Origin of the sequence: Bacillus sp. Marseille-Q1617 (assembly GCF_903645295.1) — a bacterium.
Lineage (GTDB): Bacteria > Bacillota > Bacilli > Bacillales > Bacillaceae_B > Rossellomorea.
Map to the genome: position 1 here is coordinate 1,099,093 of NZ_CAHJXM010000002.1, position 14,713 is coordinate 1,113,805.

General features: G+C 42.7%; 13 protein-coding genes and 1 pseudogene. 12 read left to right on the forward strand and 2 right to left on the reverse strand.

The genetic code is table 11. The features are described from left to right. Positions 1-229: 229 nt before the first annotated feature. Complete coding sequence (locus tag HWX64_RS16895) at positions 230-676, reverse strand: YtoQ family protein (protein ID WP_175990647.1); 447 nt, start codon at positions 674-676, stop codon at positions 230-232. Positions 677-875: 199 nt separating this feature from the next. Between HWX64_RS16895 and HWX64_RS16900 the strand changes: the two genes are divergently transcribed. From HWX64_RS16900 to murC, 9 genes and pseudogenes are all read left to right on the forward strand, one after another. Further along, positions 876-1,382 carry a hypothetical protein gene (locus HWX64_RS16900; protein ID WP_175990648.1) on the forward strand — a complete coding sequence of 169 codons (507 nt, stop codon included), beginning with the start codon at positions 876-878 and terminating at the stop codon, positions 1,380-1,382. Between the two features lie 215 nt (positions 1,383-1,597). Next, complete coding sequence (locus HWX64_RS16905; RefSeq protein WP_175990649.1) at positions 1,598-2,632, forward strand: PTS transporter subunit IIC; 1,035 nt, start codon at positions 1,598-1,600, stop codon at positions 2,630-2,632. Between the two features lies 1 nt (position 2,633). Further along, the gene (locus tag HWX64_RS16910; RefSeq protein ID WP_175990650.1) at positions 2,634-2,951 is read left to right on the forward strand and encodes a thioredoxin family protein; all 318 of its coding nucleotides are present in this window, start codon (positions 2,634-2,636) and stop codon (positions 2,949-2,951) included. A gap of 141 nt (positions 2,952-3,092) precedes the next feature. After that, positions 3,093-3,887, forward strand: coding sequence for a DUF1444 domain-containing protein (locus tag HWX64_RS16915; RefSeq protein ID WP_175990651.1), 795 nt, complete (start codon positions 3,093-3,095; stop codon positions 3,885-3,887). A gap of 15 nt (positions 3,888-3,902) precedes the next feature. Beyond that, on the forward strand, positions 3,903-4,508 hold the full coding sequence (ytpR, locus tag HWX64_RS16920) for a YtpR family tRNA-binding protein (protein ID WP_175990652.1): 606 nt from the start codon (positions 3,903-3,905) through the stop codon (positions 4,506-4,508). 326 nt (positions 4,509-4,834) lie between these two features. Further along, entirely contained in the window at positions 4,835-7,837 is a 3,003-nt protein-coding gene (locus tag HWX64_RS21995; RefSeq protein ID WP_254871183.1) for a DNA translocase FtsK, read from the forward strand. Between the two features lie 87 nt (positions 7,838-7,924). Next, positions 7,925-9,027, forward strand: a pseudogene (locus HWX64_RS16930) (nicotinate phosphoribosyltransferase). A gap of 8 nt (positions 9,028-9,035) precedes the next feature. Further along, positions 9,036-9,689 (forward strand): hypothetical protein, encoded by a 654-nt coding sequence (locus HWX64_RS16935; protein WP_175990653.1) that lies wholly within the window; start codon positions 9,036-9,038, stop codon positions 9,687-9,689. Between the two features lie 224 nt (positions 9,690-9,913). Then, positions 9,914-11,230, forward strand: coding sequence for a UDP-N-acetylmuramate--L-alanine ligase (gene murC / locus HWX64_RS16940; RefSeq protein WP_175990654.1), 1,317 nt, complete (start codon positions 9,914-9,916; stop codon positions 11,228-11,230). A gap of 89 nt (positions 11,231-11,319) precedes the next feature. On the opposite strand, the gene HWX64_RS16945 is transcribed toward murC, so the two are convergent. Then, on the reverse strand, positions 11,320-12,435 hold the full coding sequence (locus HWX64_RS16945; RefSeq protein WP_175990655.1) for an aminopeptidase: 1,116 nt from the start codon (positions 12,433-12,435) through the stop codon (positions 11,320-11,322). 199 nt (positions 12,436-12,634) lie between these two features. On the opposite strand from HWX64_RS16945, the gene HWX64_RS16950 reads away from it, so the two are divergent. The 3 genes from HWX64_RS16950 to ytxJ all read left to right on the forward strand — a co-directional run bounded on the left by HWX64_RS16950 (position 12,635) and on the right by ytxJ (position 14,068). Next, on the forward strand, positions 12,635-13,150 hold the full coding sequence (locus tag HWX64_RS16950; RefSeq protein ID WP_175990656.1) for a DUF948 domain-containing protein: 516 nt from the start codon (positions 12,635-12,637) through the stop codon (positions 13,148-13,150). Positions 13,151-13,167: 17 nt separating this feature from the next. Continuing rightward, positions 13,168-13,638, forward strand: coding sequence for a YtxH domain-containing protein (locus HWX64_RS16955; protein WP_175990657.1), 471 nt, complete (start codon positions 13,168-13,170; stop codon positions 13,636-13,638). A 115-nt stretch (positions 13,639-13,753) separates the two neighbouring features. Beyond that, positions 13,754-14,068 carry a bacillithiol system redox-active protein YtxJ gene (gene ytxJ / locus HWX64_RS16960; protein ID WP_175990658.1) on the forward strand — a complete coding sequence of 105 codons (315 nt, stop codon included), beginning with the start codon at positions 13,754-13,756 and terminating at the stop codon, positions 14,066-14,068. Positions 14,069-14,713: the final 645 nt, after the last annotated feature.

Consider the following 14,713-nt stretch of genomic DNA (forward strand, 5'->3'; position numbering starts at 1 on the left):
TTCTTTTACTATAATATTTTAATATTTTCATAAAGTCAAAAAAACTTTAAAAACTAGTAATTATAGCATAAAATGTTTTTATTTTACCAACATTTTATTATTTTAGAATAGTAAGATAATTTAGGGATGATGGAGTGTTAAAACATGAAAAAGCATGCCGGGATTAATTATAACGGCATGCTTTTCTGAAATTAAATATAAAATTACTGTAAGTAAATGAATTATCTGGTTATTCCGTTTCGAAAATATACGAAAGTATTTTGGCTGCCTGTTCGATTGTTGTACATGTCACATTTGCTTTATTCGACAGTTCTTTCAAGGGATGATGAAGTTCTTCGGGACGGATGAGGATCAATGGTTTATTTAGTGCAAGGGCAGTACTTGCATCCATTGCTGTATTCCACTGCTTATACTTTTCTCCAAATAACGCAACGACCAGATCCGATTTTTTCATAAGTAATTCGGTACGGAGGTTATTGATGGCAGATGCAGCTTCATCACGTAGGATCTTGTCAGGCTGTTCGCCGAGGATTTCTTCCCCGATCAAATCAGAGCGATCATGATTTTCCATGGGTCCGACAAAGGACAAAGGTAATTCCAGCTTTTTTGATTGCTGTTTTAACTCTTCTCTCCAACTGCTATGTATTTCCCCTGCAAGGTACACAGTAAATTCCATTCGGCATCTCTCCTTTTTTTAGTCATTTTATCATATATACCCTGTGCTGGTGAAAAGTAACCTGCATTGCCATGAAATTAAGGAGTTTTCTTTTTGTAAGGGTTGTCAATGGTACTTTGTGACGGTATTATTAGCGTAGGTCCTAAGCGAGAAAAGTGAAGGCGGATCTCCGCCCAAGCCGAAAAAGGAGGAAAAGAGGATGAAAACAAAGATTTCAATCGTTTTCTTCTTTCTTGTGCTTATATTAGCTGGATGCAATACAACTATAGACGAAGAGAAAGAGCAGACAGCCCAGACTGTGGAGGATACGTTCAAAAATACAGAGAAGAGCGCTAAAGAAAAAGCAGGGAACCTTAGCTTTTATCTCCCGTTTGGAGCCAAGATTGAAAAGGAATCTTCCAATAATGTCATTATTTCAGAAGGCTCTGATACATTTATTCTATTTACTAATCCCGAGGAAGATCCAAACAGTGAACTTCTATATAAAATGGCAATCAGTGACGAGAAGAATATCGTCCAAAAAGATACATTCAAAGATGACAATCGTTTAGGATACTATGTCATTAAAAAATTGCCTGATTCAGAAGATTATGAGCTGATCGTAGGGGTTGGGGGCACTAAATTGACCACTCAGTCCCATCTAGAAGATCTCTCGGATAATGCCGAAATGATGATGGAAATAGCAGGTTCGGTAAAACATAAATAACGATATCGACCGATTTTTTACTATAACCAGTAGAAAATCGGTTTTTTTATTTGGATTTGTCGGAGCAGAGCGACGCCTGCCACAGCTATGAATGGTTCATTGCCCGCTTGGACAGCTTACTATTCATAATCGGAAATTAAATATAGACAAAAACAACATGTGTCTTTACACTAGTAAATGTGTGATTCCTTATAATGGAGAAAAGGGGAATGAGAATGAAGAATTACATGGAAAGTAAAGGGGTTAAGTTCTCTGCCAAGGTTTATTTTATAGATGCTCTGAGTTATATGGCCTTAGGTCTTTTCAGCTCGCTGATTATCGGTCTGATCATCAAGACAATCGGCGAGCAGGCGGCGTTCCTGCCTATGCCGATGAAGACCTTTTTCATCGATATGGGGGCCCTTGCCATCAGTCTGATGGGACCCGCCATTGGTGTCGCGATTGCATACGGCCTGGGAGCACCGCCGCTTGTACTATTTGCTGCCGTCGTGACGGGTGCGGCAGGTGCATCTCTCGGTGGTCCGGCAGGTGCTTATCTGGCAGCGGTGGTATCCACGGAAATTGGGAAACTTGTAAGCAAAACGACGAAGGTCGATATCATCGTCACTCCATTTGTGACGATTCTTGCAGGCTTCTCTGTGGCATACTTTGTCGGGCCGCAAATAGGTGAATTTATGACCATGTTCGGAAGCTGGATCAGCTGGGCGACGGAACAGAGGCCGATCATCATGGGGATCCTAGTGGCGGCGCTCATGGGGATTGCTTTGACGGCTCCGATTTCGAGTGCGGCGATTGCGCTGATGCTTGATTTGAGCGGGGTGGCAGCAGGGGCTGCAACCATTGGATGCGCAGCCCAAATGGTCGGATTTGCCGTGATCAGCTACCGGGAAAATAAAGTGGGGGGCCTGCTGGCACAAGGAATCGGCACTTCTATGCTGCAAGTGCCTAATATAGTCCGTAACCCGCGCATCTTGCTGCCGCCTACGATTGCGGGGATGGTGCTCGCACCGATCGGAACGACTCTCTGGATCATGGAGAACAATGCTGCGGGAGCCGGAATGGGAACGAGCGGCCTAGTCGGTCAGATCATGACGTTCAAGACAATGGGCTTTACCTGGGATACGGCTTTGAAAGTACTGATGTTGCATTTCGTTGGACCTGCTTTCATCTCCCTGTTAATATCTGAATATATGCGTAAAATAGGTTGGATCAAACCAAACCAAATGACGATTGATACAGGAGGAAAATAAGATGCGTAAGCTTAAGACGATGGAAGAATTTCATGAATTGAAAAACAACGGGAAACATGTGTTTATGTTTTCGGCTGATTGGTGTCCTGACTGCCGGGTGATCGAGCCGATCCTGCCTGAAATAGAAAATGAATACAGTGAATATACTTTTTTATATGTAGATCGCGATCAATTCATTGATATCTGCATCGATCATGATATCTTTGGAATCCCGAGCTTCCTTGCATTCGATAATGGTCAAGAGACTGGCCGCTTTGTAAGTAAGGACCGTAAAACAAAAGAAGAAATACAAGCGTTCATGAACAGCCTTTCTAAATAAAGCAAAGGGGATATTCTTCGGGGTATCCCTTTTTCTGTGGACGGATTCTTTTTGTATTATCGAGATTTTATTGTAAAATGTTAAAAGTGGCAGATTGTTTTAAGTGAACGGTGAATGATTAGTTTAAGAAGGAGGGGAACCATGGATATAAAAAAACTAAAAGGCATCCTTCAGGAGCGATTGGACAAACCGAATCGCACATTTACATATGATCGGGAAAAAGATTCCCTGCGCATAGAAAATACCGAGACTGATAAAGGGATCACGGTAGCACTTCCGCCCATCGTCTCAAAGTGGAAAGAAAATAATAAGTCGATCATCGATGAAGTCGTTTATTATGTAGAAGAAGCCCTGAATGTCATGGGAACCAAATCTGATATGGGAAGCAAAGAAAAAAACGTATTTCCGGTCATCCGGTCCACTTCATTCGCAACCGAATCAAACGACGGCATCCCGCTCGTCACGGACGACCATACAGCCGAAACCAGGATCTATTATGCAATCGATCTAGGATCAACCTATCGTTTGATTGATGAGAACATGTTGAAAGAAGAAGGCTGGTCCCATGAACAAATGAAGGAAACTGCCCTGTTCAATGTAAGAGGGCTGCCGACACAAATGAAGAAAGACGAAGTAGCCGGCAATATCTATTATTTCTTGAATAATAATGATGGCTACGATGCGAGCCGCATATTAAATGATGCTTTCTTAAAGAAGATCAGCAGTGATATACAAGGTGAGATGACAGTCTCAGTCCCGCACCAGGATGTGCTTGTGATAGGGGATATCCGAAATGAAACAGGCTATGATGTACTCGCACAGTTAACAATGAGCTTTTTCACCACGGGCAATGTCCCGATTACAGCATTATCATTCGTCTATGAAGATGGAGAACTTGAACCGATCTTCATCTTGGCTAAAAATCGTAAAAAGTGAAGGGAGTAAACATACATGAACGTATTTTATAATCTTGAAGGGGTCGGGGATACCCTGATCATTACACTCCAGCCCGGATTTGAAGGGAAAGTCGGACATGAAGGAAAAGGAGACGCTGTCCGCATCTTCGATGAAGAATCAGGAAAAACGGTCGGCTATAATTTGTTCAGTGCCTCAAACTACATGGAGCTGAATGAAAAAGGGCAAGTTGAAATGAATGACAACAAGCTTGAGAAAATCAATAAAGCTCTTAAAGACAATGGTTTTGAGGAAGTATTAGAAGCAGACTTCTCACCTAAATTCGTGGTCGGTTATGTTTCGGAAAAAGAAAAGCACCCCAACGCAGATAAATTAAATATCTGTAAAGTGGATGTAGGCGGAGAAACCCTGCAAATCGTATGCGGCGCCCCGAATGTCGACCAGGGCCAGAAAGTGGTGGTGGCAAAAGTCGGCGCAGTCATGCCAAGCGGAATGACCATCAAAGACGCTGAGCTGCGCGGTGTCCCTTCATCAGGCATGATCTGCTCAGCAAAAGAACTCGACCTGCCAAATGCCCCGCAGGAAAAAGGCATTCTTGTTCTGGAAGACAGCTATGAGATTGGACAGCCTTTTAAAGGATAAATATACAAAAATCAAACCCGGAGTCGAATGACTTCGGGATTTTAATTATGTAGATTGTAACTAGTGAATGAGTTGAGAGCTCAAAATAAGCACTTCGTTGAAGGCTCACGGATTTCACACGAAAAACGAAGTCTTCCACGGAAATCAACAGCGGTATTGAAAGACCCTGCTACTTCTTTATTCTAACTTTTCCCACCAAAACAATATTACACCAATATTGCTTTCGACACATTCTCTTAACAATTCTCTAATTCTATCGAAATCACTCGAATTTTTCTCTTTAACTGATAAAATAAAAGATAAGTATCAAGGAAAGAGTGATAATTGTGAGTTGGATTAAAAAAATAATGAATAAACTATCAGATCAAGATGAGCCAATTGAAGAATATTATGAAGAAGAAGTTGAAGAAAGTGAGCCACGGTCTGAAAAACGCATATTTAATAATAAAGTCTTAAATCATTCAAGAAACGTAGAAGCCAGAATGACCTATCAATACCCAAAAGGGAATTTTCGTTTCCCGCTTATTTCTGACGGGGAAAACGTGAATGAGCCCCGTCCTTCGAGAAAACGGAGAGAGCCGGAACAAAAGGAAAAACAGGAGACGAAGCGGGAAGAAGTACGGGGGATCGAACGAAAACCTCGTAAAAGCCAGCTTCAAAAGTCAACATATTCAGAAAAGGCTTCACCTGAGCGAACCAAATCGATAGAGCGGCAGACCGAAAAAAACAATAAGAATGTAAAGACCAAAAAAGTTGAAAAAGGAAACAGCCGTCCGTTTCGCCCGACAGAAATCCCTTCCCCTATATATGGTTTCAGAACGAGACCGGTTAAACCAGTTGAAAAAACTGAAGTGGAATATGAACTTAAGGAGTTCTTACATAATGGGGAAGCAGTAAAAGAAGAAAAGCATGATGTATATCCTCCCGAAGTAGAAAAAGTAAATGAAGTAATAGAAGAAAGTCGCAGCCAGAACCGTGCGGGGGTTGAAGCATCTTTGATAGGAAATGAATTTTCCTTTAAGGAAAATGGCAGCGAGCACGTAGTCGGGGAACAAAGTGAGCAGAACCAAGGTGCTGCAGAAACTTTCCAAAGTGAACAGCATCAAGAGGCTGCCGAAACATCAACTGAAGAAGATATGACTTCAGTGCCGGGAGCTCATTCACCTGCCGCAGCACAACAGGAATCACCCGAGACAGCCTCATTCACAGAAGAGGAAGCACCGGTAAATAAGGAAACTTTCGAATCACATGACAGCTCAGATGTACTTTCAATCAGGGAAGAAAATACAGCTCAAGCTGAAGGGGGCAAGGCGCCAGAAAGTGGTGAGAGACAAGTTTTAAAATCGGTTACTCCCGACCAACCGGAAGTATCCATAGATGAACAAGAATCAGAATATCCTGATCAGCCGATAAAGACACAGGAAGTACAACCGCAGCTGAACAACGGGAAGGTTCAGGAGGAAGAACGCAAGCCCAGAAAAAGATCGCATCTTCCCTTTAACGTCTTGATGTTGAAACAGGATAAACGTCAGATGAATCAACGCCACAGAACAAATGGGATACAGGAAAGAAAGCCGGCGCACACTTCTCTCCCGAACCGTGAGGAGAGAAGGCAGACAGTCCCTGTGCAGCAGGGGCAGGTGCAGAATTCATCTGCAGGATTGGAAAATGAATCAGCAAATGATGGCCAAACGGCAAGCGGAGGCACTGTGACATCGGTTCAATCTGTTCCAAACCCCACAGCGGAAAGACAAGAAGCTGTGGTTGAAACCCAATCTCCCTTATATGAAAGAAATGCACAAGAACAGGCTGTTTCTGAAAGCAGAACAGACAACCAAGTGGGAAATCAGTCGAATAAGGTCCAGGGAGAAGAAGCTGTAAAAAGTTACAGTGAACTTACATCATCGGTGAAGAGTACAAAAGGATATACGTTTCCCGAAATGGACTACTTGATGCCTCCCGTTTCGAAGAAGTTGAGCGGGGAATGGCTCGAATCACAGAAAAATCTTTTGGATGAGACGCTTCATAACTTTAATGTACGTGCCAAAGTGGTCAATGTCACCCAGGGCCCGTCTGTTACACGATTCGAAGTGCAGCCGGAGCCCGGGGTAAAGGTAAATAAGATCACGAATCTTGCGGATGATATCAAACTCAGCCTTGCAGCTAAAGATATCCGGATCGAAGCGCCGATTCCGGGGAAGCATACGATCGGTATCGAGGTGCCGAACAGGGAAAGCCGTCCTGTCTGCATCAGTGAGGTAATTGCCAGTCCTGCCTTCCAGGAATCTGAATCAGCGCTGACTGCAGCCCTTGGACTTGATATTTCCGGTCAGCCGATCGTGACCGATTTGAGTAAGATGCCTCATGGACTGATTGCCGGCGCCACAGGGTCGGGGAAAAGTGTATGCATCAACTCCATACTGGTCAGTCTTTTGTATAAAGCATCACCGGATGAGTTGAAGCTTTTGTTGATCGATCCGAAAATGGTGGAGCTCGCACCATATAACCGCATCCCGCATCTGGTCAGTCCGGTCATCACTGATGTCAAAGCGGCAACGGCAGCATTGAAATGGGCTGTCGAGGAGATGGAAAGACGGTATGAATTGTTTGCCCATACCGGTGTGAGGGATATCAAGCGCTTCAATGAACTGGCAAAGAGAAACAAGCAATACAATGATACGCTTCCGTATATGGTCATCGTGATCGATGAGCTTGCGGACCTCATGATGATGTCGCCTGCAGATGTTGAAGAAGCCATCTGCCGTATCGCACAGAAAGCCCGTGCCTGCGGTATCCACTTGATCATCGCGACACAGCGGCCGTCAGTTGATGTCATCACAGGATTGATCAAAGCGAATGTGCCGACAAGGGTTGCATTCTCTGTTTCTTCAGGGGTTGATTCCAGAACGATCATTGATGGAAGCGGTGCTGAGCGCCTGCTCGGAAAAGGGGATATGCTGTTCCTTGAAAACGGTTCTTCCAAACCTGTAAGGCTGCAAGGTACCTTTGTATCAGATGATGAAATTGATGAAATCATCCATCATGTAAGAGAGCAAAGAGAGCCGGATTATATCTTTCAGCAGGATGAACTGATCAAAAAGGCGCAAGTGACGGAAGAAGAAGATGAATTGTTTTTCGAAGCATGCGAATTTGTCATCGATCAAGGAGGGGCTTCTGCTTCAAGCCTCCAAAGACGGTTCAGAATCGGGTATAACCGTGCAGCAAGATTGATGGAAATGATGGAAAAGAGTGGTGTCATTTCAGAATCAAGAGGCAGCAAGCCAAGGGATGTCCTGATCTCCGAGAGTGAATTGGAGACATTGGCATAGACTAGTACAAATATTTAATACGTGGTATTCTGTTTATGATATAAACAGAATACCTATTTTTTTGGTAAGCCATTAAGGAGCCTTATGATGAAAGAAATCGAATTGAAACTTCAAGGGGAAATCAAACGATTAACCAACCATACATTTAAATTTGACGAAAGGATTAAGGAAGGATGGTTTTCAGCGGTCTATTTTTTAAAAACAAGGGAAATTGCGCGTAAGTATAAACCAGATGCGGTAGTGACGATGCAATTTTTTCAAAAGGACCACTCCGTATTATGCGGTACCGATGAAGTCATCGCGCTTTTACATACGTTTGCCGATATGCCGGAAAATCTTGACATCCATTCGTTGAAAGATGGAGATCAAATTTCTCCATTTGAAACAGTCTTGACGATTACGGGACGCTATCAGGATTTTGGATACCTCGAAGGAATCATTGATGGAATCCTCGCCAGAAGAACCTCCGTTGCAACCAGTGTGTATAACGTGATGAAAGCAGCTGCCCTTTCCGGTGAACAAAAGCCGGTCATTTTCATGGGTGACCGTGATGACCATTTTACTCAGCAGGCGGGGGATGGATATGCCGCTTTTATCGGCGGATCCACCGCGCAGGCCACCCATGCCATGAATGAGTGGTGGGGAAAACAGGGAATGGGCACGATGCCTCATGCGTTGATCCAGTTATTTAATGGGGATATCGTGGAAGCGGCCAAGGCCTATCAGGAAACGTTCCCCGAGGATGAACTGATTGCACTGGTCGATTACAATAATGATGTTATTACCGATGCATTGAAGGTGGCCAGGGAGTTTGGTACTGAACTAAAAGGGGTACGAGTAGATACGTCACGGATGATGATCGACAAGTACTTCCTCCGCAATCAGCATGTTCTGGGAACATTCGATCCACGGGGAGTGAACAGGGAACTGATCTTTGCCCTCAGAAAGCATTGGATGAAGAAGGATATCAACATGTGAAGATTGTCGTTACAGGAGGCTTCAACGAAAAGCGTATCCGTGAGTTTGAGGAAAGCAGGGTGCCGGTGGACGTGTATGGAGTAGGCAGCAGCCTTCTGAAGATTCATGTCGGATTCACTGGTGACAACGTTGTCCTGGACGGTGTACACCAGGCAAAAGCCGGCAGAAAGCTTCGGCCTAACCCGCGGCTTGAAAAAGTTGAATTCGAATAGGTGAGAGGATGCAGGACAAGGAACTCTTGAATTTAAGTCAATATCGCAAGAAGAAACAGCGCATTGCACAAGAGCAAATAGATGAATTATATCGACAAGCGTATCAATATGCGTTGAAAGAGACCAATATACGTGAAAAAGTAAGAGCTAAGATGATCTTTGCAAAACGTTTTCATTTGAAGGAACCATCGCTGGTTTCAAAAAAGGCAGAAGAAGTATTCCACGAATGGTTTCTTTTTGATTATAAGACAATTAAGGGACAGACATTATTCTTTCAATTTCTGCAGTCCCGAAACCTTGGTGAACCGCTTAAGATGATGGGAGCCCTGCTGCTCTCGGCTGCCCCTGAACCGGTGATCATCTCAGAAATCCTTTCAGAGGATAATGAAGTTTTGATAAAAGGTGAAAACATCATTCATGAACAAAAAGAATGTGTCAAAACATCCATGGAGCATATAAACGATGTAATACAGAGCGGATCGCTTTATTTTATGAGAAAAGTCCCTCTCGTCACAGATCCGTGGCTCATAGGACCCGTGTTTGAAGCAGGAAGCAGCGATTTGCAGGCAGTGATAAAAAGCCATTACCGTCAAAAGAATCATGAAACTGGAGTATTATGGAGAACATTTTTAAAAGAAGAAGCTCCTTCGTATATCCTATAGGGGGATTCCTAGCTCGTTCATGGTCAGAGTGCATAAAAAGTGATATAATGTTCAAGTTGAATCAAACAAGTAATCTTTTAAATAGGTGTCAGAAGATAGCCATTCTTCTTGAACTCCCTTATACTTAATAAGACGGAACGATTTCAAGTCCATAGCCATACGGATAGCAAAATAATATTCATTTCATATAATGCTTAAGATAGATGATTGTTGGAGGTTCTATTATGACTATATATCATTTCGTAGGAATCAAGGGTTCGGGTATGAGTGCATTAGCCCAAATACTCCACGATATGGACTACGAGGTCCAAGGATCTGATGTAGATAAATATTTCTTTACTCAAAAGTCTTTAGACGAATCAAATATAAAAATCCTTCCTTTCCAGAAAGAAAATATCGGAGGGGATATGCATGTGATTGCAGGAAATGCTTTTCCTGATACACATGAAGAAATAGAAGCGGCAATCGAACAAGGTGTACCGATCACGAGATATCATAAATTCCTTGGTGACTTCATGCAGAAGTTTACAAGCGTGGCGGTGACCGGTGCTCATGGTAAAACGTCCACGACCGGACTACTGGCACACGTGATCAGCGGTGCAAAGCCTACTTCGTACCTGATCGGTGATGGTACCGGTAAGGGGGAAGTGGATGCTCAATACTTCGTCTTTGAAGCATGCGAGTATCGACGTCATTTCTTATCCTACTATCCTGACTATGCCATCATGACGAATATCGATTTTGATCATCCTGATTATTTCGCCAATATCGATGATGTGTTTTCCGCATTCCAGGAGATGGCGATGCAAGTGAAAAAAGGCATTATTGCTTGTGGTGATGATGAACAATTACAGAAGATCCAGGCTCAGGTTCCGGTGGTATTTTACGGTTTTGCTGAAGAAAATGATTTCCAGGCAAGAAACGTGAGCCGTGACCGCGAAGGAACTTCCTTTGATGTATTCGTACGGAATGAATTCTATGCAAGCTTTAAAATCCCTACATTCGGTGATCACAATATCCTAAATGCGCTGTCCGTCATCGCGATTTGCCATTATGAAGAGTTGGATACAGCCGTTGTACAGGATAGACTCAGCAGCTTCAAGGGTGTAAAACGCCGTTTCTCTGAAAAAGAACTCGGTTCCCAGATTCTGATTGATGACTATGCGCATCATCCGACTGAAATCAAAGCAACGGTGGATTCCGCGCGTCAAAAATATCCTGAGAAGGAGATTATCGCTGTATTCCAACCGCATACTTTCACCCGTACGCAAACCTTCCTGTCTGAGTTTGCTGAAAGCCTTGATATGGCGGATAAAGTGTACTTATGCGAGATTTTCGGTTCAGCAAGAGAAAATCATGGCAAACTGTCGATCCAAGATCTGCAAAGTAAAATTGAAGGATCTGAAATTATCGACGAACATGATACTACTCCTTTATTGGACCATGACAACGGTGTCCTGATCTTTATGGGAGCGGGAGATGTCCAAAAGTTCCAGGAAGCATACGAAGCGACATTAAAAGAAAAACTAGCAGAAAACTAATCAAATGATGCCGGCTCCTATGGGGTCGGCTTTTCATTTTAAAGGCCCTTTTCTCACTGCATTAGCAGTGAGAAAAGGGCCTTTGATTATTATTTAAGATTATCAGGATTCAGTACTTCGAGTTCAGGAAGGACGAATTTTCCGTCTTTTCGGATCAGTACGTCGTCGAAGTAAATCTCTCCTCCTCCGTATTCGGGTCTTTGAATCATGACCATATCCCAGTGGATGTTTGAATGATTTCCGTTGTAGGCGTCTTCATAGCATTCACCAGGAGTGAAGTGGAAGCTTCCGTCGATTTTCTCATCGAAGAGGATATCCTGCATCGGATGCTGGATGAAAGGATTGACTCCAATGGCGAATTCACCGACGTATCTGGCTCCTTCATCCGTATCGAATATCTTATTGATTCTTTCCGTATCATTGGCGGTTGCTTCTACAATCTTTCCGTCTCTGAACGTAAGCTTTACGTTCTCAAAAGTAAACCCGTTATAAGGGGATGGAGTGTTGTAGGAAATGGTTCCATTTACAGACTCCTTGACTGGAGCAGAATAAACTTCTCCATCAGGTATATTCAAACGTCCTGCACATTTTACCGCCGGAATATCTTTGATCGAGAACGTCAGATCGGTCCCTTCTCCAACGAGGCGGACTTCATCCGTTTTGTTCATGAGTTCGACAAGGTTGTCCATTGCCTTATCCATTTTACTGTAATCAAGGTTGCAGACATCAAAATAGAAGTCTTCAAATGCTTCCGTGCTCATTTTTGCCAACTGAGCCATTGATGCATTCGGATAGCGCAGTACCACCCATTTTTTCTTCGGAACGCGGATTTCCCTATGTACTTTCTTTCCAATCGTGTTCCCGTGGATTTTCATTTTTTCATCCGGAACGTCTGATTGCTCGCTGATATTATCACCGGAACGAAGACCGATATACGCGTCCATTTCCTTCATGACATTCGCCTCGAAATCAGCCATCATATTGTATTGATCATCCTGCGCCCCGAGCAGCAGTGCACGGTCCACTGAGTGATCTTTGATGGATACAAATGGGAAGCCTCCTGCTGCATAAGCTTCTTTAACGAGTGCTGTGACCAATTCGCGTTGTAAGCCGAAGTTTTCGATCAGCACTTTTTCACCTGGCTGCAGTTGGACAGAATATTGAATTAAATTCCTTGCCAGTTTTTCAATACGCGGATCTTTCATTTTTGTAGCCCCCTTATATGAATTTCAATTTTTATTGTACCCTAAAAATTACCGGGATGATAAAAAAGTAAATTAGAAAAGATAAAAAAGTATTTTAAAAATTAAGCAGGAATTTGCCCTCCACAGGAAGAAATCCTAGTATAATGTTTTATTTGTGTATAGGGTGGGTAAAGAATTTCTATACATGGAGGTGTACTATATGGAAATAATTCTTTATCTAAGTGTAGCAGTTATTGCAATTGCCTTTTTCATTTTAGTAATAAGCGTTATGAAAACCTTGAAATCAATGGGGACGACCCTCGACAGTGTATCAAGTACGTTGAACGGTCTTGAAACCCAGCTTCAGGGAGTGACAAAGGAGTCTACTGAATTACTACATAAAACGAACCTTTTAGCCGAGGATATCCAGCGCAAGTCTGAGGATCTGAACACCGTTGTTTATGCAGTAAAAGATGTAGGTCATTCCATTCAGAACCTTAATAACTCGGTAAAGAAAGTGAGCACTTCCATCTCTTCTGAGCTCGAAAGGAATCAAGGGAAGATCTCCCAGGTGGTTCAGTGGGGAAATGCGATCATCGAGTTAAAGGACAAGTGGAAGCAAAAAAAGGAACAACAGTCGAGTCTTTCTGACAACGCTGTTCAAAATCAACCCGCACACACAGAAGTTCAATCTCGAGAAAAATTGGTTAAAAGAGCAAGATCTTATAACAATTAGGAGAGGGGAATTTTCAAATGACACAAAACCAAACTCAAAATCAGCAAACAAACGACAGTAACAACATCAACTCAAAGGACTTCATGATCGGCACATTGATCGGAGGGATTGTAGGAGCTGCAACAGCACTTTTACTTGCTCCTAAATCCGGAAAGGATCTGCGTAACGACCTTAATGAACAAGCCGGCGTAATAAAAGAAAAGTCAGGTCAATGGAAAGATACAGCGGTTGAAAAGAGCAATGAATTAGCGGCAGTCGCTAAAGAAAAGTCTGCGGCACTTTCAAAGACTGTTCAGGAGCAATCCAATACAGTGAAAGATAAGTTCAAATCTTACCGTTCAAAAAACAACAGTGAAGATGTAAATGACGAGCTTCAGGAAGTGCCTGTGGGAGATGCGACTCCTGTTCAGGAATCTGATGATGTAAATCAAAAGCTTGAAGAAACGAAAAAAGCTTTTGATGAAACAGAAAAAACGTATAACCAATAATAGTTGTCCTGAGGAGCGGTGAGGTGATATGATTACTTCGCCGCTTTTTTGTGCAGGCTATTCTTGATGCAGCCATCTGTATAAGGATAAGAGAAGGAAAGGATGTATACTGAAGATGCAAAAGATTGAAACGGTCCAGCAATTCGAACAACTTGCAGAAACGAAGCCCCGCTTTTTCTTTATGAAACACAGTCTGACTTGTCCGATCAGCTCAAATGCGTTCAATGATTATCAAGCGTTCTTAAATAACAATAGGGAAGAAGAGGGTTATTATCTGGCGGTCCAGGAATCCAGGGAACTCTCGAGCCATATTGCTGAGAAATATGCCATCAAGCATGAATCGCCGCAAGCATTCCTGTTCATCGACGGAAAACCCGGCTGGAACGCATCCCACTGGAACATCACCGAAAAAGAACTGAGTAAACTATAAATAAGAATCTGCATAGTAACGGGTTCTGTTTTAAGGTACAAACTATAAAAAACATTGGAAAAAGGGAAGCAAATCACAATGATTTTGCAACCCTTTTTTTATTGGATAGAACAAACTTTTTGAATGCATATGATACCTTAGCCTTTATAGAGTAACCAAAGATATAAATAAGGGGAATTTTTCCCTTTAATCTGTTGAAACTCGCTTGGATAGGGGTAAATAAGGGGAAAAATTCCTCCTAATCTTGCACAGATCCCCAATTTTAATGTTTTTCAAGTAAATAGAAGTAAATTTTCCCTTTATTTTAACTGTTATCAGTTCAGTTTCTTCATTAAGGGAAATTTCTCCCCTTATTTAATCATCCAATGTTACTGATTCTTTCATCTGGCTCCAGCTTTTGATTGGAGCGGAAGGTGCTCGACTCCTGGGGGATTTGCGAGACAGGTGAGACCCCACAGGAGCAAATGCGAGGAGGAGGCTCACCGCCCGCCTAGCGGAAAGCGAGTACTCGAAGCGGAAATCAAAAGCGGTATTAACAGTCTACTCTAGTAAAAAAACAAACCAACATCGGTAATAATAGGAATTTCCCAAATTAGCGTTTATTTGCAAGGCAAAGGGGAATTAAACGTAATAACAAATCAATTA

Excerpts from the sequence above, each read along its gene's own strand:
- HWX64_RS16895 (WP_175990647.1), bottom strand. The coding sequence starts at position 676 with ATGGAATTTACTGTGTACCTTGCAGGGGAAATACATAGCAGTTGGAGA.
- HWX64_RS16900 (WP_175990648.1), top strand. The coding sequence starts at position 876 with ATGAAAACAAAGATTTCAATCGTTTTCTTCTTTCTTGTGCTTATATTA.
- HWX64_RS16905 (WP_175990649.1), top strand. The coding sequence starts at position 1,598 with ATGAAGAATTACATGGAAAGTAAAGGGGTTAAGTTCTCTGCCAAGGTT.
- HWX64_RS16910 (WP_175990650.1), top strand. The coding sequence starts at position 2,634 with ATGCGTAAGCTTAAGACGATGGAAGAATTTCATGAATTGAAAAACAAC.
- HWX64_RS16915 (WP_175990651.1), top strand. The coding sequence starts at position 3,093 with ATGGATATAAAAAAACTAAAAGGCATCCTTCAGGAGCGATTGGACAAA.
- ytpR (WP_175990652.1), top strand. The coding sequence starts at position 3,903 with ATGAACGTATTTTATAATCTTGAAGGGGTCGGGGATACCCTGATCATT.
- HWX64_RS16935 (WP_175990653.1), top strand. The coding sequence starts at position 9,036 with ATGCAGGACAAGGAACTCTTGAATTTAAGTCAATATCGCAAGAAGAAA.
- murC (WP_175990654.1), top strand. The coding sequence starts at position 9,914 with ATGACTATATATCATTTCGTAGGAATCAAGGGTTCGGGTATGAGTGCA.
- HWX64_RS16945 (WP_175990655.1), bottom strand. The coding sequence starts at position 12,435 with ATGAAAGATCCGCGTATTGAAAAACTGGCAAGGAATTTAATTCAATAT.
- HWX64_RS16950 (WP_175990656.1), top strand. The coding sequence starts at position 12,635 with ATGGAAATAATTCTTTATCTAAGTGTAGCAGTTATTGCAATTGCCTTT.
- HWX64_RS16955 (WP_175990657.1), top strand. The coding sequence starts at position 13,168 with ATGACACAAAACCAAACTCAAAATCAGCAAACAAACGACAGTAACAAC.
- ytxJ (WP_175990658.1), top strand. The coding sequence starts at position 13,754 with ATGCAAAAGATTGAAACGGTCCAGCAATTCGAACAACTTGCAGAAACG.